20 protein-coding genes are annotated in these 19,806 nt (G+C 55.5%); 14 read left to right on the top strand and 6 right to left on the bottom strand.

From position 1 onward, the window contains the following. The first annotated feature begins 8 nt into the window (after positions 1 to 8). The 8 genes from H8K27_RS01160 (at position 9) to H8K27_RS01125 (ending at position 7,263) form a co-directional block, all read left to right on the top strand. On the top strand, positions 9 to 599 hold the full coding sequence (locus tag H8K27_RS01160) for a DUF4390 domain-containing protein (protein WP_186861405.1): 591 nt from the start codon (positions 9 to 11) through the stop codon (positions 597 to 599). After that, the gene (locus tag H8K27_RS01155; protein WP_186861404.1) at positions 596 to 2,941 is read left to right on the top strand and encodes a sensor histidine kinase; all 2,346 of its coding nucleotides are present in this window, start codon (positions 596 to 598) and stop codon (positions 2,939 to 2,941) included. Before H8K27_RS01160 ends, H8K27_RS01155 begins: the two co-directional genes overlap by 4 nt. Positions 2,942 to 3,036: 95 nt before the next feature. Continuing rightward, positions 3,037 to 3,762 carry a response regulator gene (locus H8K27_RS01150; RefSeq protein WP_186861403.1) on the top strand — a complete coding sequence of 242 codons (726 nt, stop codon included), beginning with the start codon at positions 3,037 to 3,039 and terminating at the stop codon, positions 3,760 to 3,762. Continuing rightward, positions 3,728 to 4,123 carry a GTPase gene (locus H8K27_RS01145; protein WP_230418803.1) on the top strand — a complete coding sequence of 132 codons (396 nt, stop codon included), beginning with the start codon at positions 3,728 to 3,730 and terminating at the stop codon, positions 4,121 to 4,123. Before H8K27_RS01150 ends, H8K27_RS01145 begins: the two co-directional genes overlap by 35 nt. 181 nt (positions 4,124 to 4,304) lie before the next feature. After that, positions 4,305 to 4,562: a BTH_I0359 family protein gene (locus tag H8K27_RS01140; protein WP_186861402.1), complete on the top strand. Its 258-nt coding sequence runs from the start codon at positions 4,305 to 4,307 to the stop codon at positions 4,560 to 4,562. A 130-nt stretch (positions 4,563 to 4,692) separates the two neighbouring features. Then, the gene (gene xdhC / locus H8K27_RS01135) at positions 4,693 to 5,571 is read left to right on the top strand and encodes a xanthine dehydrogenase accessory protein XdhC (RefSeq protein ID WP_186861401.1); all 879 of its coding nucleotides are present in this window, start codon (positions 4,693 to 4,695) and stop codon (positions 5,569 to 5,571) included. A gap of 6 nt (positions 5,572 to 5,577) precedes the next feature. Beyond that, complete coding sequence (locus H8K27_RS01130) at positions 5,578 to 6,609, top strand: adenosine deaminase (RefSeq protein WP_186861400.1); 1,032 nt, start codon at positions 5,578 to 5,580, stop codon at positions 6,607 to 6,609. 126 nt (positions 6,610 to 6,735) lie between these two features. Continuing rightward, on the top strand, positions 6,736 to 7,263 hold the full coding sequence (locus tag H8K27_RS01125) for a DUF6985 domain-containing protein (RefSeq protein ID WP_186861399.1): 528 nt from the start codon (positions 6,736 to 6,738) through the stop codon (positions 7,261 to 7,263). Between the two features lie 176 nt (positions 7,264 to 7,439). On the opposite strand, the gene blaOXA is transcribed toward H8K27_RS01125, so the two are convergent. From blaOXA to H8K27_RS01100, 5 genes are all read right to left on the bottom strand, one after another. Next, the gene (gene blaOXA / locus H8K27_RS01120) at positions 7,440 to 8,222 is read right to left on the bottom strand and encodes a class D beta-lactamase (protein WP_186861398.1); all 783 of its coding nucleotides are present in this window, start codon (positions 8,220 to 8,222) and stop codon (positions 7,440 to 7,442) included. A gap of 108 nt (positions 8,223 to 8,330) precedes the next feature. Further along, positions 8,331 to 9,422: a porin gene (locus H8K27_RS01115; RefSeq protein WP_230418801.1), complete on the bottom strand. Its 1,092-nt coding sequence runs from the start codon at positions 9,420 to 9,422 to the stop codon at positions 8,331 to 8,333. A gap of 71 nt (positions 9,423 to 9,493) precedes the next feature. Continuing rightward, entirely contained in the window at positions 9,494 to 10,033 is a 540-nt protein-coding gene (uraD, locus tag H8K27_RS01110; RefSeq protein ID WP_186861397.1) for a 2-oxo-4-hydroxy-4-carboxy-5-ureidoimidazoline decarboxylase, read from the bottom strand. Continuing rightward, positions 10,030 to 10,989, bottom strand: coding sequence for an allantoinase PuuE (gene puuE / locus H8K27_RS01105; RefSeq protein WP_186861396.1), 960 nt, complete (start codon positions 10,987 to 10,989; stop codon positions 10,030 to 10,032). Before puuE ends, uraD begins: the two co-directional genes overlap by 4 nt. A 10-nt stretch (positions 10,990 to 10,999) precedes the next feature. After that, complete coding sequence (locus tag H8K27_RS01100; RefSeq protein WP_186861395.1) at positions 11,000 to 11,725, bottom strand: GntR family transcriptional regulator; 726 nt, start codon at positions 11,723 to 11,725, stop codon at positions 11,000 to 11,002. A 173-nt stretch (positions 11,726 to 11,898) separates the two neighbouring features. Here H8K27_RS01100 and uraH point away from each other — a divergent pair, with 173 nt between their 5' ends. The 6 genes from uraH (at position 11,899) to H8K27_RS01070 (ending at position 17,558) form a co-directional block, all read left to right on the top strand. Beyond that, positions 11,899 to 12,264 (top strand): hydroxyisourate hydrolase, encoded by a 366-nt coding sequence (uraH, locus tag H8K27_RS01095; protein ID WP_186861394.1) that lies wholly within the window; start codon positions 11,899 to 11,901, stop codon positions 12,262 to 12,264. 32 nt (positions 12,265 to 12,296) lie between these two features. Then, positions 12,297 to 13,496: a urate hydroxylase PuuD gene (locus H8K27_RS01090; protein ID WP_186861393.1), complete on the top strand. Its 1,200-nt coding sequence runs from the start codon at positions 12,297 to 12,299 to the stop codon at positions 13,494 to 13,496. Between the two features lie 10 nt (positions 13,497 to 13,506). Continuing rightward, positions 13,507 to 14,532 (top strand): allantoicase, encoded by a 1,026-nt coding sequence (gene alc / locus H8K27_RS01085; RefSeq protein ID WP_186861392.1) that lies wholly within the window; start codon positions 13,507 to 13,509, stop codon positions 14,530 to 14,532. Positions 14,533 to 14,602: 70 nt separating this feature from the next. Next, positions 14,603 to 15,103, top strand: coding sequence for an ureidoglycolate lyase (locus H8K27_RS01080; RefSeq protein WP_186861391.1), 501 nt, complete (start codon positions 14,603 to 14,605; stop codon positions 15,101 to 15,103). A gap of 596 nt (positions 15,104 to 15,699) precedes the next feature. Next, the gene (locus H8K27_RS01075) at positions 15,700 to 16,908 is read left to right on the top strand and encodes a M20 aminoacylase family protein (RefSeq protein WP_186861390.1); all 1,209 of its coding nucleotides are present in this window, start codon (positions 15,700 to 15,702) and stop codon (positions 16,906 to 16,908) included. 71 nt (positions 16,909 to 16,979) lie between these two features. Then, positions 16,980 to 17,558: an ATP-dependent Clp protease proteolytic subunit gene (locus H8K27_RS01070; RefSeq protein ID WP_186861389.1), complete on the top strand. Its 579-nt coding sequence runs from the start codon at positions 16,980 to 16,982 to the stop codon at positions 17,556 to 17,558. 141 nt (positions 17,559 to 17,699) lie between these two features. Here H8K27_RS01070 and H8K27_RS01065 read toward each other — a convergent pair whose 3' ends face one another. After that, entirely contained in the window at positions 17,700 to 19,433 is a 1,734-nt protein-coding gene (locus tag H8K27_RS01065) for a methyl-accepting chemotaxis protein (protein WP_186861388.1), read from the bottom strand. Positions 19,434 to 19,806: the final 373 nt, after the last annotated feature.

Genomic DNA, 19,806 nt, shown 5'->3' with positions numbered 1-19,806 from the left:
CTGAATGCATGCCTGACCGCCTGAATGATTTTCTGTGCCGCTGCGCGCTGACACTGCTGTTAGCGCTGTGGACTACGCTCATCATTCCGGCACCGGCGCAGGCGGCAGAAGCGGAAGTGAGTTCGGCGCGGATTGAAAACAGCGACGAAGGCTACCGGCTGGCGGCCACTTTCAGCTTTGAACTCAGCCACGGCCTGATTGACGCGATCAACCGTGAAATTCCGCTGACGTTTTCCACCGAAATCGAGCTGACCCGGCCCCGCTGGTACTGGTTCGATGAAAAAACTATCCGTTCAGTACAGACCGTCAGAATTGCCTACAACACCTGGACCCGGCAATACACTGCCACGATTAACAGCGGCCTGCAGCAAAGTTTCCCCACACTCGAAGAAGCGCTGGCGCTGGTTCTGCGGCCACGGCGCTGGGTCGTGGCGGAAAAAGGCAGCCTGACTGCCGGCGCCACTTACAATGTGGCGGTCAAGCTGAAGCTGGATCTGAGCTATCTGCCAAAAACCTTTCTGATCACCTCCCTGAAAGACAGCGACTGGCGTTTTGCTTCTGACTGGAAACGGTTTACGTTCAAGGTGGAAGACAAGTGACCCGGTTCCTGCGGTACGCGCTGATTATCGGTGGTGCCCTGATGGGCATCCTGCTGTTTCTGCTGACGACCGCATCGGATAATTCGGCCAATTTTGAACCTTACTACGGCTGGCTGCTGGGCTCGAATGCCGTCGTCGCGCTGGCCTTGCTGTCACTGATTGTCACCTTGCTGTGGCGCCTGTTCAGCCGTTACCGCAACCGCGAATTCGGCTCACGCCTCATGACCCGGCTGGTGCTGCTGTTTGCGCTGGTCGGGATTCTGCCCGGCTCAGTCATTTATGTGGTCTCCGTCACGTTTGTCACACGCTCCATCGAATCCTGGTTTGACGTGAAAGTGGAATCCGCGCTTGATTCCGGCAAAAATCTTGGTCTTGCTGCGCTCGACTTCCTGCTGGCCGACCTGCAGGCCAAGGCGCGCGACATGGCCAGCGAACTGGCAACCCCATCGGAAACGCCGCTCAGCATCCAGCTTTCCCGCTTGCGTGAAAGAGCGATGGTGCAGGATGCCACCATCGTCAACAGCCGCGGCCGCCTGATTGCCACTGCCAGCCAGAATCTGGGACGGCTGGTACCCGAACTGCCGACCGCAGACATGATCCGGCAGGCGCGCAATGCCCGTTTTTACGCTGCCACGGATGAAAAAATCCATCTCCCGGAAACCGACAGCAACGACTCCGCGAGCACCAGCCAGCGGCCGGTCATCACGCCGGAACCGGAAAAAACTCTGCGCTCACGGGTTGTGGTGCAAATGCAGGCCAGCGATACCAGCCTGTCACTGCAACGCGAAACCTATTACCTGCAGCTGATACAGCCAGTTCCCGCCAATCTGGCGGCGCATGCTGAAGCGTTGCGGAGTGCATCGAGCGAATATCAGATGCGTTCGCTGGGACGCGGCAGCCTGAAAACCATGTACATTTTCACGCTGACGCTCACGCTGCTGCTGGCTATTTTTGCAGCAATCACCAGCGCGTTCCTGATTTCCGGTGAACTTGCCCGGCCCTTATTGTTATTGGCAGAGGGCACCAAGGCGGTCACCGAAGGCAATTTGTCGCCACGTCCGATTGTGGCCAGCAGCGATGAGCTGGGCAGCCTGACGCAATCGTTCAACACCATGACCCGGCAATTATTCGACGCCCGTGCCGCTGTCGAAAAAAACCGCAACGAACTGGAAAACGCCAAAGCCTACCTGGAGTCAGTGCTGGCTAACATGTCAGCAGGCGTGATGGTGCTGGATCAGACGGGCCATCTGGTCACCTGCAATGAATCGGTGGAACGGATTCTGCAACGCCCGCTGGAAGCCAGAATCGGTATGCCGTTGACAGAGATTGAAGGGATGCGCGAATTCGGACAGGCGATTGATAAAGCCTTTTCCGAACAGCATGCGCAGTCTGCCGCAGGCGGCAAAGACGAGCAGGAACAGCACTGGCAACAGCAGATTGAAGTGCCGCGCCATGACTCCACCGCCAGTGCAGAACCGGCTTCCGATGCCATGCCTGATGCGGATAAACAGAGCATCACGCTGCTGGCGCGCGGCTCTCACCTGCCGGTGGGTTCCGGCAACGGCTATGTGATTGTGTTTGACGATATCAGCAACATTATCTCTGCACAACGCTCGATCGCCTGGGGCGAAGTGGCGCGCAGACTGGCACATGAAATCAAAAACCCGCTGACCCCGATCCAGCTCTCGGCAGAACGCCTGCAAATGAAATTGCAGGACAAGCTCAGCGACAGCGATGCGGCGATACTCAACAAAAGCACCACCACGATTGTGAATCAGGTCACTTCGATGAAGCGCATGGTCGATGACTTCCGCGATTACGCCAAAACACCGCCGGCCGTGCTGTCGCAACTGAATCTGGCAGAGCTGATTGACGAAGTGCTGCATCTGTATCTGGCGGGGGATGGACGCGATATTATCCGCCTGAGTCTGGCGCCGGATCTACCCAAAATCATGGGGGACGCAACCCAGCTGCGCCAGGTGATCCATAATCTGCTGCAGAATGCGCAGGACGCCGTGGCCGATAATCCGCCGGACATCCAGCCGCAGATTGATGTCATCACCGAAGTCGTGCGCTACAGCGGCAAAAGCAATGATGTACACCAGGCGGTGCGCCTGTCGATTATCGATAACGGCCCCGGTTTTTCCAGCAAGATTCTGGCGCGTGCATTTGAACCTTATGCAACCTCCAAACCGCGCGGAACCGGTCTGGGGCTGGCGATGGTAAAGAAAATAATTGACGAACACGGCGGTAGAATCGATATTCAAAACCGCAGCGACACAAACGGTGCAAAAGTGGCGATTTTACTGTTAAAGTTAGCACCGGATTCAAATACGGCATGAGCGTGCTGATATTCACCAGAAATTCACCTGAAGTCTCCGTCAGAGAGAAGCAGGTACAAAAATGCAAAACATAGGGGCAGTAATAGGGTAAATTTATGGCAAACATTCTGGTCGTAGACGATGAAATGGGAATCCGGGAACTGCTCTCGGAGATTCTGGGTGATGAGGGTCACGTCGTGCAGCTGGCTGAAAACGCACAGCAGGCAAGGCTGGCAAGACAGGAAGCCAAACCGGATCTGGTATTGCTGGACATCTGGATGCCGGACACCGATGGCGTGACGCTGCTGAAAGAATGGCAACGCGATGGCCTGCTGACCATGCCGGTGATTATGATGTCAGGTCATGCCACCATAGATACGGCCGTTGAAGCGACCCGTATCGGTGCGCTGAATTTTCTGGAAAAACCGATCGCCCTGCAAAAATTATTAAAAGCCGTGCAGCAGGGCCTGACCCGCACCCCGGAACCGGCACGTCCGCCAGCACCGGCTTTGCGCGTGATCAGCAGTGAACCCGTCAGCAGCGGTGCCAGTACCGGCGCTGCCGCACCGGCAGTACACAGCGGATTTGAAACCCGCCCGTTTGCCGGCACCGGCGCAGTCGCCGCACCGCCTGCGAACCAGTTTGCCAGTCTTTCGTTTGATCTGCCGCTGCGTGAAGCCAGAGATGCGTTTGAGCGGATTTACTTCGAATACCACCTGAACCGCGAAGGCGGCAGCATGACACGGGTGGCAGAAAAAACTGGACTGGAACGCACCCACCTGTACCGAAAACTGAAGCAGCTCGGCGTTGAATCGGTCCGGTACGCCAAACGCGGCGAATAAACCGGCGGATCGCATACCGCTGACCGTCGTCAGCGGTGCCGGTTATGCGGAAAGAGAACGCTGGATTGCGGAAGATTGCCTGCATCATCCCCGGGCTGCCGTGATTCTGGAGGGGCTTCCCACTGGCGGCATGCCTCTCAGTGATTTACCGACATTGCATGTGCAGCGCATTGCTCCCGGCTGCTTCTGCTGCATCGGCCACCTGCCCTTACGCGTCAGTCTGAACCGGGCGTTGCGGCAAGGTGCCCGCTTCCTCTACCTGGGCGTGGCCAGCCAGGAGCATCTTGACAATCTCAAACACACATTACAGCAAGCCCCTTACGATCAGCTGTTGCTGGCAGACTCTTTTATTTCCCTGTAGACTAAAGTCAGGCAGCGCTTGCGTCGTAAAGCAACTAAGGGCTGAATTGAATAGCGAAATTGAACGACACGGATTCAGTACCCGAATACCCCTGCCTGAGTATGACTTGAAATCCGCTGCAATGAGCACCATGTCCGGTTGAAACGGGAAGACATTTCCCAAGCCAGAAAGGATGCAAAAAATGAATCTCATTTATAACAGCGAACATTACAGCGTCGTCGAATATAGCGCCGATACCGACCATGAAGCCCTGCGTTTTGGCGGCTATGAAATTACCGATAAAACCGTGCGCCGCGAATGGTTTATCGGCGGCCCGATGGCAGTCGGTTTCCGCAACGATGTGACCGAACTGATTGCCAGCGAACCGAGTATCGAAGAAATCGATGATTTTCTCGGACAATACGAAGGCTGCATGGGTCAACAGGTTTATCTGCACTGACAACGGCACATAGCAGGACGCCTGGTACCGGCATTCTGCACCGGCTATAGGCGGCATCACCTGCCGCATATATCTTTGGTTTGGCAAACTGCTATCTTAAGCTGATGTTCATTTTTCCAGACTGATTGCCATGCCCGCGCCCCTGAACTGGCTGACCTGCCTGCAGCAGCTTGCTGTCACCGAACCGGCTGTCCTGATCACAATCACGGCAACCAGAGGTTCTGTGCCACGCACGGCGGAAACGCGCATGCTGGTGACTGCGAACCGGCAATACGATACCATCGGCGGCGGACATCTGGAATGGAAGGCGATTGCCCATGCCCGCCTGTGGCTGGCTGAAACAACACCCGCATCCGCCCCCCGTACATTGGAACTGGCGCTCGGCCCCAGCCTCGGACAATGCTGCGGCGGCGCCGTCAGTCTGCTGCTGGAGCGCACCGATTGCTGGAGCCAGGCAGAACGGCAGCAACGTCTGCAAACGGCAATACAAGAGCTGGAAAAACTGCCGCTGCTGTATCTGTTTGGGGCCGGTCATGTCGGCTGCGCGCTGGTCAATGTATTGCAAAACGCGCCCTGCCGCATGATCTGGGTGGATGAACGCGATCATTTATTCCCCGCCGGACTGCCTGCATCCGTCCAGACGGAAGCCACCGACAGTCCGGAAGCAGTAATTGCCGCAGCCCGCGCCGGTGCGTATTTTCTGGTCATGACACATCATCACGGACTCGATCTGCGGCTCAGCGAACATATTTTGCGACGGAATGATGTTGCCTGGTTCGGCCTCATCGGCTCAGACACCAAAAGAGCACGTTTCGAACACCGGCTGCGGGAACATGGCATCGACGCAGAACGCCTGGGCAGCATGGTCTGTCCGGTTGGTCTCACCAGCATTGCCGGAAAAGAGCCCGCCGTGATTGCGGTGTCCATCGCAGCACAATTATTGCAGATGTGGTCGCACGCCCCTGCGCTGACAACCGGCACTTCCTGTGCCGTTAATGAAACGGAATGAACAGACATGAACACCCATTTGCACGACTTTATCCGCGGTTTGCCAAAAGCCGAACTGCACCTGCATATCGAAGGTTCGCTGGAGCCGGAAATGATGTTTGCACTAGCGCAGAAAAACGGCGTCCGCCTGCCTTATCCATCGGTGGATGCCATCCGGGCGGCTTACCATTTCACCGACCTGCAATCATTTCTCGATCTGTATTACGCCGGGGCGGCAGTGCTGCAAACGGAGCAGGATTTTTATGATCTGACCAGCGCATACATCCGGCGGGCAATCGCGGATCATGTGCGTCATGCCGAAATATTTTTTGATCCGCAAACCCATACCGAACGGGGAATTCCTATCGCCACTGTCTTTTCCGGCATTGCCCGCGCCTTGCGCGATGCGCGCCAGCAGGGATTTTCCGGCAGTATGATTCTGTGCTTCCTGCGCCATCTGAGCGAGGATGATGCGATGGCAACGCTGGAAGCCGCACTGCCGTTACGGGATGACTATGCGGATGTATGGATCGGCGTCGGCCTGGATTCTTCTGAGGCCGGCAATCCGCCGGAAAAATTCCGGCATGTATTTGCGATTGCAGCGGCGATGGGACTGCATCTGGTCGCCCATGCCGGAGAAGAAGGGCCTGCGGCCTATATCCGCAGCGCGCTGGATGTATTGCAGGTTGAACGGATTGATCACGGCGTGCGCGCAGAAGAAGATGCAGCACTGATGGAACGCCTGGCAAAACAACGCACGCCGCTGACGGTGTGCCCTTTGTCCAACCTGAAGCTGTGCGTCGTGCCGGATCTGCGTCATCACAATCTGGCACGCATGCTGCGGGCAGGCTTGTGCATCACGATCAACGCCGATGACCCTTCGTATTTCGGCGGCTATATGAATGATAATTTCATTGCCGCTGCCGAGGCATTGCAACTGAGCCGTGCAGAGCTGGGGCAGATCGCGCGCAACAGTTTCGAGGCAGCGTTCGTCAGTCCGGAGCAGAAGCGTATCTGGTATGCAGAACTGGATGAGTATCTGGCGCAGCATCCGGCATGATCCGGCTGATCCGGACAGTCTGCCAAAAACGGGAGGCAGATCAAAGCGATCGCACAGGATTGTGCTACGCTGCCGGTATTATCGGTATTGCCAGCCTATGGCAGTCGCACACAGACAGGATATCCCATGCATATTTCCCCCCTCGGTCCGCTGACCAGAGATGATGACAACGACTGGCTGATCAGTCAGCCCCTGATGATTCCGGCGTTGAATACTGCCTGCGAATTTCTGCTCGAAGCTTATACCGGCGATTCACAGCCACAGGATTTTACGGACGCCGTCACAGCATTCATCGGATTACAGCCCGAGACATTGCAGGCGGCAGAAACTGCCATTTTTAACTACTACCTCGATTGCGCGCGCCTCGCCAAAGCCGAGGGCGAAACCTGTGTGCAGATTGCCGCACCGGCAGATGTCTGGCAGCATATTCAGTTTGGTTCGGAAGCGCTGGTATGCCGCCGCCATACCGGCGATCAGGCCATTTACATTCTGTTTGAATGCGACTGTGACTGGAATGCCGAAGATGGCCTGCAGCTGGTCTTCCGCAAGGGAAAAGAAATCAGCAAGGTCGGACCGTTTGACGATTTTCTGAGCTATGCCGATGTGTACGGTCTGCCGGAACTCGACCGGGTTATTTACCAAAGTCCGGGCTGAAAAACAGGCCGATCAAAGGTAACTCAACGACATTTCGACGCATAAAAAAACGTTGCCGGGTTGCGTTTCAACGGTTATCAACGATAAACGAAAACGGCAAACCGCCTGTGATCTGCCGTGTTTTTCACTGCAATATTGGCGGACGCCGTTTATGTTGATGACTCACGGCACTGCGCTCAGGGCAGAATGCCTTTCTGCTGCAGCGCTGCCCGCACCAGTTTTTGCCGGACCGGCAAGCGCGCAGGGTCCGCCAGCTCCATGTTGAGCGCAAACAGCCAGATCTCATCCGTTGTTTCGACATAGCCGACATACCAGCCGATATGCGGATCGGCGCGGCCGCTCCAGCCGGATTTGGCGCGCATGGTGTAGTCGGGCGTCCGTTCCATGACCATGATGTCGCGCAAGGTCTCATAAGCAGCCGGGCTGAAAGGTAAGCTGCGCTGAACCACACGCTTCAGAAAAGCAATCTGCTCCAGCGCGCTGATCTGCAAAGCGCCATCCAGCCAGAAAGTCGTTTCATTAAACGGTGTTCGCAACACCCCATAATTTGCCTGCTCCAGATAATGCGGGTAGCGGGCAGCGCCGATCCGCCGGGCATAGGTCTGATAACACCAGACGCAGGATCTCTGGAATGCCGTTTCCAGTGTCTGATCACGATTCCAGGCAGGAATATCGTATTGCCTGCCATCCCATTTCAGCACTTCCGCGCGGCTGGTCTTTTTTTCTTCCAGCGCGATCAGCGTATTCAGAATTTTAAAAGTCGACGCCGGCGTATAACGGCGCTGCGCCCGCTGTTCGTCGTGGATATATTGCTGGCCACCGTGCAGTGCGGTCAGCACCAGCGTTCCTTCGGCATGTTCCTGCGCAAATAACTGCGCAATTGCGGCGTCTTCCGCCCACACCGGCACTGCGCACAACGTCAGGCCAGCGACGAGCCAGCAGATCAGGGAAGATTTCATGAGATCAGAAAAAATATGGAAAGCACCATCATATCGTATCCATCACCCCATAAAAAAACCGCATGACAACCATGCGGTTTTGGTATTCAGCCTGCGCCGCTCAATCCATCAGAACTTGTGGCGGATACCTGCTGCGATGCTGTTTGCACGGTCAGCCGTACTGAGTTTATCGCTCATGACCAGTGCATAAACATCGGTCCGCTTGGACAGATTGTAGTCATAGCCTGCGGTCAGGGTATCCCGCTTCAGATCCGCGCCAACCAGGGTACCGGTACGTTTGGTGCTGGCAAAACCCGCCAGAATATCGCCACCGGCAGCAGGCGCTTTCAGCCCGAGGCTGTAGGTTTTGTCTTCCATCGCTAAAGCAGTGGCCGTATCGTCTTTGCTCCTGGAATACGTGGCATACAGCTTGGCAACGGTCAGATCGCAACTGCCGCCGACAAACCATGTTTTCTGATTATTCACCGCGGCATAGTTCACCGGCGCGACTGTCGCATCAATCAGCGCACCCGGCGTCGGATTCGCGACCTGCACCTGATGGTAATACGCACTCAGTGCCAGCGGGCCATTGAAGTACAGGGCATTCATGCCTGCATTTTTAGTACCGGTATCGCCGGCTTTTTCACCGAACTGATAATGGAAATTGGCGCTCAGACCATTGAAATTCGGCGTGGTGTAAATGACTTCATTGCTCCAGCCGGAATCGCCGGCTGCAAAATTGGCCCAGGTGCGTTTGCCAAAATCACCGCTCGGCACCCAGGTATGCAATACCAGCGGCGAAAAACTGAAAGAGTCGCCAAACGGATTGAAAATCACGGTCGGTAAAAAGCTCGGCGCCAGATCGCGCCCCAGCGAGATGCGGCCAAATGCACCGGACAACGCGACGTTCGCGTCACGGGCAAACATCGTGTCGCCATAGAAACGGCCTGAAGCACCGGTGTCAGCCTGCAGGAAACCGGTCAGCGCGAATTCGGCTTTCAAGCCGCCGCCGAGGTCTTCCGCGCCTTTAAAACCCATCCAGGATGTGGTCATGCCGCCGCTGTTCAGCGATGCCTTGCTGCCGCTGTCGCCACTGAATTTCACAGAACCGGCATACACGTCCATCAGGCCCTGTACGCTCACATTTGATTGCGCCATCGCGCTGCCAGCCAGCAATGTGGCAGCGATCGCCGTTGCGGCGCGGTGCATGGGATATTTCATAGAATTTCCTTATCAGTAGTAAAAATCTGTTCCGCAGTCCGTGCCGGCAGATAAGGAAACACTATCTGTCGTCAGTTGTCCGGCGTGCCGTCCGCGACCAGATCTGCCAGACGGAAGCCGCCGATGCGGACAATCTGCTCTATGCATTCCTGCATCTCGGCAGCAGGTTCTGCCGCCAGCCGCTGCGTGAAGTGCCGGATGATACTTTGCCGGTCATGTCCGCGTACAGCAATGATGAAAGGAAATCCGAATTTCTTTGTATATTCGGCATTTAATCGTTGTAATTCCGCAAATTCCTGCGGGCTGCACTGATCCAGCCCGGCGCCGCTTTGCTCACGGGTCGATTCGGCTGTCAGCTCACCGCGGATGGCGGCTTTTCCCGCGAGTTCGGGATGCGCACGAATCAGCCTCAGATGCGCCGCTGCGTCGGCCGTCCTGACTGCCGCTGCCATTGCGGCATGCAAATCCGCGACACTGGCAAACGGACGCTGCGGCAACACAGCTTGAGCCACCCACGGCGAATGCTCAAAAACACCGCCCAGATATTGCACAAATTCTGCCGGCGCACATTGATTCAGATGCTGCAAACTGATGGGGTTCTGCGAACTCATGCGATGCTGCCTTTCCGGGGAGCATACGGATGCTGCTGCATCCAATGCTGCGCAATATCGATACGGCGGCAAATCCAGACTTGCTCATGCGCCTGCACATAATCGAGGAAGCGTTGTAAGGCACGGAAACGTCCAGGTCTGCCTAATAAACGGCAATGCATACCGATAGACAGCATTTTGGGCGCATTGTCACCCGCCGGATCGCCTTCTTCATACAAGACATCAAAGCTGTCTTTCAGATACTGGAAAAAATGATCTCCAGTATTAAAGCCCTGCGGCGTGGCAAAGCGCATGTCATTGCTGTCCAGCGTGTAAGGCACCACCAGATGCGGTTTGCGCTCGCCCTGACTGGTCTCAACCTCGGTCCAGAATGGCAGATCATCGCCGTAATAATCGGCATCGTAAGCAAAACCGCCATGTTCCACCACCAGCCTGCGGGTATTCGGCGAATCACGTCCGGTGTACCAGCCCAGCGGCGCCTGACCAGTCAGCTCACGCAGTATCTGCACGGCCTGTTGCATATGCGTGCGCTCGGTGGCTTCGTCGATGTGCTGATAATGTATCCAGCGCAAACCATGGCAGGCAATTTCATGGCCGAGTTCAGCGAACGCCTGCGTCAGTTCCGGATGACGCTGCAAGGCCATCGCAACCCCAAACACGGTCAGCGGCAACTGACGTTTTTCAAACTCGCGCAAAATACGCCAGACACCGGCGCGCGAGCCATATTCATAGATCGATTCCATCGACATATGACGCGCTTCATACGCAGCAGCGCCGACGATTTCGGACAGAAACTGCTCCGAGGTCGCATCGCCATGCAGCACACAGTTTTCGCCGCCCTCTTCATAATTCAATACAAACTGCACGGCGATTCTGGCCTGTCCCGGCCAGTTGGCATGCGGGACGTGACGGCCATAACCGGTCAGATCACGCGGATAAGCGACTGTCGTTTTCATCTCTGTGTTTTCATCTCTGTATGTTCCGGGGTTTCAGCGCCGCTTTGAGGTCAAATCCCTTGCCAGCGTTTTTCGGGGTACGGCATGCACATTGATGCAGGTGTTGCGCCATTTCTGACAGGGCAGCTTTTTTATCTTTCTTTTCCAGTGCTTCCACCACCCGCAAATGTTCATCGAACGAGCAGGGACGGGGTGCTGGCGACTCCTGACTGGAAATCAGCAGCGTCGTGCGCGACACCAGGCGGCGCAGCAACTCGACCAGCAAATCATTGCCCGACAGGCGCGCCAGCTCAATATGAAAGTCTGCCGATAAGCGTATCCAGAGCGGGCGATCACCCTGCTCATAGGCCTGGCGCTCGCGCTCCACCATTTGCCACAATGGCCGGATATCGTCCGGTGCAGCGTGCTGCAAAACTTTTTCCAGCGCCAGCTGCTCCAGTGACTGGCGCAATTCAAACATGTCCTGCGCCTCTTTTTCACCCGGACTGGCAATGAATGCGCCGCGATTGGGTTCCAGATCGACCAGGCCATCATGCGCAAGCTGGCTCAGTACTTTGCGCACGCCATGTCTGGCCATGTCGTAAATCTGGCTCAGGGATTGCTCAGTGAGCTTGGTACGCGCAGGCAAACGATGATCCATGATGGCGTCATAGATGTCGCGATACATGCGTTGCTCTTTGTCGTTAGCCGCTTCGGTAAAGACCGGCGGACTGGAAATCTGGGTAGCAGAAGCCATAATGTTCAGAATCGGAATTTCGCATTATTAAATCATGATTGTCGACAATATATAAATACATCGAATATAAAAACTTCAAAAAATGTTGCAAATAGCTGTTTTTAATTGGTTTTATTTGACATGCCGAAATTCGCAAGTTTAAGATTGTCGACAATTTTTAAAAAAGGAAGCATATGGGATCACAGACCGGACGGCTGACCACGCATGTGCTCGATACCGCCCATGGCAAGCCAGGACGTGGCATCAGCGTGCATTTATACCGTCCCCATGCGCATGGCAGAACGCTGATCTGCAGCCGCCTCACCAATGCCGACGGACGTTGTGACCAGCCGCTGCTGGAAGCAGATGCGATGGAGAGCGGCACTTACGAGCTGGACTTTGATATCGGCAGCTATTTCGCAGCGCTGGACACGGACTTGCCGGAACCGGCCTTTCTGAACATCGTCACGCTGCGCTTTGCGATTGCCGATGCCAATGCGCATTACCACGTGCCACTGGTCTGCACCCCCTGGTCTTACTCGACCTATCGCGGTAGTTAAACCATCATTCTGCCGCCCCTGAAGGACGTTTCATGGAAGCATATCTGCTAGATTGGGCCAATCTCCTGCTGCGCTGGCTGCATGTCATCGTGGCCATTGCATGGATAGGCTCTTCGTTTTATTTTGTGTGGCTGGATAATCATCTGACCGCACCACAGGATCCGCAGTTGAAAGACAAAGGCGTCGGCGGTGAGTTGTGGGCTGTGCATGGCGGTGGTTTTTATAATCCGCAAAAATATCAGGGCGCGCCACCGCGTCTGCCGGAACAGCTGCACTGGTTTTACTGGGAATCTTACAGTACCTGGCTATCCGGTTTTTCACTGTTCCTGCTGGTCTATATCTTCAATGCGCGCAGCTATCTGATCGATCCTGCGGTCGCACAACTGAGCCCGGCACTGGCCATCACGGCAGCCTTCGCTTTTCTGATTGTAGGCTGGCTGGTGTATGACGCGCTATGCCGTCTGCTGGCGAAAAAAGAGCAATTATTGTCCCTGCTTATCGTGGCACTGGTGGTGCTGACCGCCTGGACCGCTTGCCATCTGTTTTCGGGGCGTGCTGCCTTTCTGATCGTCGGCGCCATGCTGGCCAGCATCATGAGCGCCAACGTATTTTTCTGGATTATTCCCGGCCAGCGCAAAGTGGTAGCTGCCATGCGCGCCGGTGACACTGTCGATCCAGTACACGGACAACGTGGAAAACAGCGCAGTGTGCACAATACCTATTTCACCTTGCCGGTGTTGTTCGCCATGCTGTCGAATCATTACAGCATGACTTACAGCGCACAGCACAACTGGCTGGTACTGGTCGTCATCATGCTGGCGGGCGTGCTGGTGCGTCAGTATTTCATCCTGCGCCACAAAGGGAAGAATCAGCTGGCTTATCCGCTGATCGCCATCGCTCTGCTGGCAGCAATTGCCGCCTGGATAGCACCACGAACAGTCAGCGTACCAACTGCTGCCAGCGCGGTTCCACCGGCCACCTTGGCCCAGGTGCAGGGTGTGATCCAGGCGCGCTGCGTGCAATGTCATTCAAGCCATCCGACGATGATGGATAGCACGGCCAAAGGCTTGCTGCTGGAAACGCCGGAACAGATACAAGCCAAAGCGCAACTGATTTATCAACAGGTGGTACAGCAAAAACTGATGCCGCTTGGCAATCTCACCCAGATCACTGAACAGGAACGCGCGCTGATTGCCAACTGGGCAGAGCAGCGGCCTGCAACACAACCTTAAGGAATTTCTGATGGCTATTGTTACCCTGGACCCGAATGCACCGGAATTTTCCCGCCGCTATCCAAATATGGCTGATGCGCGCCTGGGCGCTCGCGCCCTGAGTTGCAGCGATGATTTTTTCGCCGAAATGGCGCGCATGCTGAACCCGGAACCAGCGGTCTTCATCCCCGGCAAATACGACACCAACGGCAAATGGATGGATGGCTGGGAATCCCGCCGCAAGCGCGTCACTGGCTATGACTGGTGTGTGGTGCGACTCGCGCGTCCCGGCATACTCAAAGGCGTGGACATCGATACCAGCCACTTTACCGGCAATTATCCACCCGCCGCTTCCCTGCAGGCATGTCTGGTGGCCGACGGTGAGCCGGACGCCGGCACGGTCTGGCACGAGGTACTGCCCTCGGTGAATTTGCAAGGCAACAGCCACCACTATCATGCGATTGATGCAGAGCAGACTTACAGCCATATCCGCCTCAATATCTATCCGGATGGCGGCGTCGCGCGCCTGCGCGTGTATGCGCAACCGGACAATAACTGGTCGGCGGCAGACCCGAATGCACTGCATGATCTGATCGCGATGGAAAATGGCGGCTATGTGGTGGCCAGCAATAATCAGCATTTCGGACTCGCATCCAATTTGCTGATGCCTGGCCGTGGCGTGAATATGGGCGATGGCTGGGAAACCCGACGCCGCCGTGAGCCTGGCAATGACTGGTGCATCATCGCACTCGCGCATCCCGGCGTGATTGAACAGATAAAGGTCGATACCTGCCACTTCAAAGGTAACTACCCGGACCACTGCTCTATCCAGGCAGCCGCCATGCAAGGCGGCACTGAAAGCTCGCTGATCACCCAGTCGATGTTCTGGCCGGAATTGCTGGCACCGCAAAAACTGCAAATGGATCATCAGCATTATTACAGCAGTGAAGTGCAGTCACTCGGCGTGATTACCCACATACGACTGAATATTTTCCCGGATGGCGGCGTGTCACGTTTGCGCCTGCTCGGCAAACTGGTCCAGCTCAAGGCTGAATAACACTACCTGCGCGACGGGCAGCAGCGTTCTCATACGAGCTGCCCAGCGCCAGAATGAAGCGGAGCCCGCGATGCCACAACTCATCCCCGAACCCCTGAGCCGCACAGCCTTTGCCCCTTACGGCGAAGTCATGATGCTGGAAGGTGCGCGCCATTATCCGATCAACCAGGGCACCACCGAACGCTATCATGCCCTCGCGTGTGCCGACACCCAGAGTGAAGGCGGACAAACCATCCTGAGCGTGTTCCGCGCTCAGCCACGCCGCCTGCCGCTCCCGGTCACCATCATGGAACGCCACCCGCTCGGCAGCCAGGCTTTTGTACCGCTGAGTACCGACCCGGAACACGCTTATCTGATCGTGGTTGCGCCTGCAGGAGAATTCGAACCTCAGCAAATGCGTGCCTTTATCGCACGCGGCTGGCAAGGCGTGAATTATGGCAAAGGTGTCTGGCACCACCCTTTGATCGCGCTGCACAGCGTCAGCGATTTTCTGGTGATGGACCGTATGGGGCAGGGAAATAATTGCGAAGAGGTCGCGCTGGATGGCAGTTGGGTACTGCAGGCACGCTAAAATTCCGGGCAAAAAAATAGCCCGCAGTTTTGCGGGCTTAAATCCAAACCTTAGGAGGTGTTGGAGGAGACAGGTGTAACTATATCGCAGCGCAACAAATACGCCAACGACTATTTTTGCATATCAACCATTCACAAAACAAATATCTGATTAACGCATTTTATGTGCATTGCCATTAATACACTCATCTGAGCCGCGCTAAGCCACGCTATTGCTCAAGGCAAAAAAAACCCGCGACCTTGCGGTTGCGGGTTAAATCCAAACCTTAGGAGGTGTTGGAGGAGACAGGTGTAACTTTACTGCATCGCAGCAAAAAAAGCTGCTTTCTTTTTTGTATACCAGACATTATCAATCGAAATATCTTTGTATTATGCAACTCTCGGCACGCCATCCGCCCTGCTGTTTCCTTGCTGCCCTCTGCCATAACCGACGAATACGCCGGACAGGCAAGGAATCTGGTATCTTATCCCTACAAAGCAGCAGCGGCGGTCACTGTACCGCCCATCAGAATATATCGAGCATACATCGCCCGTCTGTCTGACGACCAGGATGATGCCTGTCAACCGGCACAGGCTGCACGCGATATGGAGACCAGCATGAAACTTATTGATCCGATTATTCAATTTCAGCACGAAATCCAGCAAATCCGGCGTGATATCCACGCCCATCCAGAACTGTGTTACGAAGAACACCGGACATCCGATGTCGTCGCGCGCCAGTTAGAAGCCTGGGGTATCGAAGTCGTGCGCGGACTGGGTGGTACGGGCGTACTGGGCATTATTCGCCAAGGCGACAGCAACCGGGCAATCGGCCTGCGCGCCGACATGGATGCTTTGCCAATGCAGGAAATCAATACCTTTGCCCACGCTTCCCGCCATGAAGGGAAAATGCACGCCTGCGGACATGACGGTCACACGGCGATGCTGCTTGGCGCAGCCCGTTACCTGGCGCAGCACCGCGATTTCGATGGCACGGTGTACCTGATCTTCCAGCCCGCAGAAGAAGGTGGCGGCGGCGCTCGCGCAATGATGGATGACGGCCTGTTTACGCAATACCCGATGGATGCGGTTTTCGGCATGCATAACTGGCCGGGCATTCCGGTCGGCAGTTTCGGTGTGACTGCCGGCCCGATGATGGCATCTTCCAACGAATTTTTTGTGACGGTGCACGGCAAAGGCGCACACGCAGCCCAGCCCCAAAAAGGCCATGATCCGGTCATGACGGCAGTTCAGATTGCACAGAGCTGGCAGACCATCATCAGCCGCAACACCAGTCCGCTGGACTCCGCCGTCCTGTCCGTTACCCAGATTCATGCGGGCAGCGCCACCAATGTGATCCCTGATGATGCCCGCCTGGTCGGTACGGTACGCACTTTCAGCACTGCTGTACTGGACATGATTGAAGAGCGCATGCGTTCCATTGCAGAACATACGGCCGCGGCCTTTGATTCCACGGTGACTTTCGAATTCAAACGGAATTACCCGCCGCTGATTAACCATGCCAGAGAAACCGATTTTGCAGTCGGTGTATTGCGCAGCATATTCACGGATGAGCAGGTCAATGCTGCCGTTGAACCGACCATGGGCGCGGAGGATTTCGCTTTCATGCTGCAGCATAAGCCGGGGTGTTACGTATTTATCGGCAATGGTGACGGTGATCACCGCGCAGCCGGACATGGTCTCGGACCCTGCAACCTGCACAATCCCAGTTATGATTTCAATGACGATTTATTACCGCTCGGCGCCACTTACTGGGTCAGGCTGGCAGAAACCTACTTGAAAAAAGGCAGTCAGGCAGCCATTTAAACCGGACATGGTCAGGCAGAGATTTACTCATACCCAGCAGTTTTCATTCAACCTATCGAAAAAGATATTTCATGGCAGACGATAAAGACAACAACGACACAAACCGCAGCAGTTTTCTGGAAGAAAAAGCATTTCAGTCCCGCACGGTGCTCGTGTTTGGCACGATTAACGACAAGCTGGCAGCTGAAGTCAGCAAACGCCTGATCGCGCTGGCGGCAGAATCCGCCGATCCGATCACCATTCTGGTATCGTCACCCGGCGGCCACGTGGAATCTGGTGACGTCATTCACGACATGATCAAATTCATCGATGTTCCGGTGAATATGGTCGGCACAGGCTGGGTGGGCAGCGCTGCGGTCAACGTCTTTCTGTCGGTACCGAAAGAACGCCGCGTCTGTCTGCCGAACACCCGTTTCCTGATTCATCAACCCAGCGGTGGCTGCGGCGGACAGGCCACTGACATTGCGATTCAGGCGCGGGAAATCGTGAAAGTACGTGAACGCATCTCGGCACTGATCGCCAAAGAATCCGGCCAGAGCCTGGAACGGGTCACGAATGATATCGACCGCGACTACTGGATGAGTGCCGAGGAAGCCAAAGAATACGGCCTGATTTCCCACACCATCGTCCGGCAAAGCGAACTGGGCTGAAGCAATGGCGCACGCAGCATTGTCTGCTGATGCAATCCAGGACAGACACAGCCTGCCTGTGTGCCAGCCCAAAAAGTAAAAGCAGGGGGAGTGACATTTCCCCCTGCTTTTTTCTTGCCACCCGGTGACTGCGACCTGAATTCAGAATTCTTCCCAGTCACCGGTTTCGTTCGTTGCAGCAGTTTTTTTGGCAGGTCGCTCAGGTGTCGCGCCGCCTGATTTCTGCACTGGCTTTGGCGTATTGGTCTTGGCGGCTGCACGGGGTAATGAAGGCACCGCGCGGGCGGCTGCACTGACCGGAGCCGGCGCAACTGTCGCGCCGCCACCTGCCTGCAGCCGGAACACGCTGACCACATCGCTCAGATGCTCGGCCTGCTCCTGCAACGATGCCGCAGCAGCGGCCGCCTCTTCCACCAGCGCGGCGTTTTGCTGCGTCAGGGTATCCATTTCGGTGACCGCATCATTGATCTGGGCGATGCCCGCACTCTGCTCCAGACCGGCAGCCGTGATTTCGCTGATGATGTCACTGACCCGCTTCACGCTTTCCACGACTTCCGTCATGGTGCTGCCTGCCTGATCCACCAGCCGGGAGCCTTGTGCGACCTTTTCAACCGAATCATTGATCAGCTCTTTGATCTCTTTTGCCGCACCGGCTGAACGTTGTGCCAGATTGCGCACCTCGGATGCGACCACCGCAAATCCGCGTCCCTGTTCACCGGCACGGGCTGCCTCCACGGCGGCATTTAAGGCAAGAATATTGGTCTGGAATGCAATGCCGTCGATGACCGCGATAATATCGACGATCTTGCGCGATGATTCATTGATCGAGCCCATGGTGTCCACCACCTGCGCCACCACATTACCGCCGCGCTGCGCGACTTCTGATGCGGAATGTGAAAGCTGATTTGCCTGCCGCGCATTATCGGCACTCTGATGGATGGTCGAAGTGATCTGCTCCATTGACGATGCAGTCTCCTCGAGTGAACTGGCCTGTGTTTCTGTGCGGTTGGATAAATCCATATTGCCATGCGCAATCTCGGTGGAGGCATGCCGGATTTCCTCCGTGCCATGACGCACCTCGCTCACGACCTTGAGCAGACTTTCATTCATGTCTTTCAATGCCTGCAGCAACATACCGGTTTCATCCTTGCTGCGCACCGTGATCTGGCTGGTCAGATCACCCGCCGCCACCGTCTGCGCCACCTTCACTGCATGACGCAGCGGGGCAGATACCAGCTGGGAAATCCAGAATGCCAGCAGCAGCCCCAGCACAATGCTGACAACCAGCGCGCTGCTGATCAGAATCCGTGAGCGGTTATACGTGTCTATGCTGTCCTGATAAGCCTTTTGTCCGCCCTCGGTATTCACCTTTACCAACTGATCGACCAGATCCCGCATTTTGCTGTTCACCCTGGACGAATCGGTGCGCAGCATGGTGACGGCTTCCGCGCCATTGCCGGCACGTACTTCAGCCATCATTTTGTCGGTAATCTGCAGGTATTCCGTAATCAGTTTCCGGTAATCGCCATACAAAGCGCGTTCTGCAGGCTCGCTGATGAGTTTTTCGTACTCCGCTTCGTTTTCTTTTAAACCGGCAATCGCTTCTTTGGTACGGCTGATATATTTTTCCACCTCTTCCGGATTTTCCGCATATACCATCTGTGCTTCCTGAGAACGGATGCGGGAAACCCGCTCCTTCACAGCCATGGTGGCTTTCACACTGGGCATCCAGTTGGCTCCCAGATTGGTTGCGGAGGCATTCACCCGCGCCAGTTCAATCATGGAAAAAATCCCGATCAGTGCCGTCAGGAACAACAAGGCAGCAAAACCCGTCAACAATTTGACGCCTATCTTCAGATCATGAAAAAACTTCATAGCAGACTCCGGATGAATGCAGATAATACTGACCAAGATGAACGGAAATCATGAAACGCTGATGACACGGATAACAGGGATGCAGGAGCACAAAAGACAGCAGACAGAGCGCACCGACTTGCTCAGGCGAGAACAGCCTGACGAATTGCGGTATATCGCCGGCAAACTCCGCGTATCTGAGAACCTGCCATTACAACGAAAACCTGACAATCAATATACTACGGATTAAATCATTCCAACTGAAAAGATCGGTCTTGCGATGATTTGCCTGCACCGGAACGAACGCAAGCCAGATACAAAAAAAGGAAAGCAAATCATCTGCTTTCCTTTTCCCTGAACTTCGCGCTCACTGCTGTAACGCAGCACTGATGAT

Origin of the sequence: Cognatundibacterium griseum, assembly GCF_014284195.1 — a bacterium.
Lineage (GTDB): Bacteria > Pseudomonadota > Gammaproteobacteria > Burkholderiales > Burkholderiaceae_D > Undibacterium > Undibacterium griseum.
The sequence above is the reverse complement of the archived record's forward strand: the minus strand, read 5'-3'. Positions and strand labels throughout refer to the sequence as shown.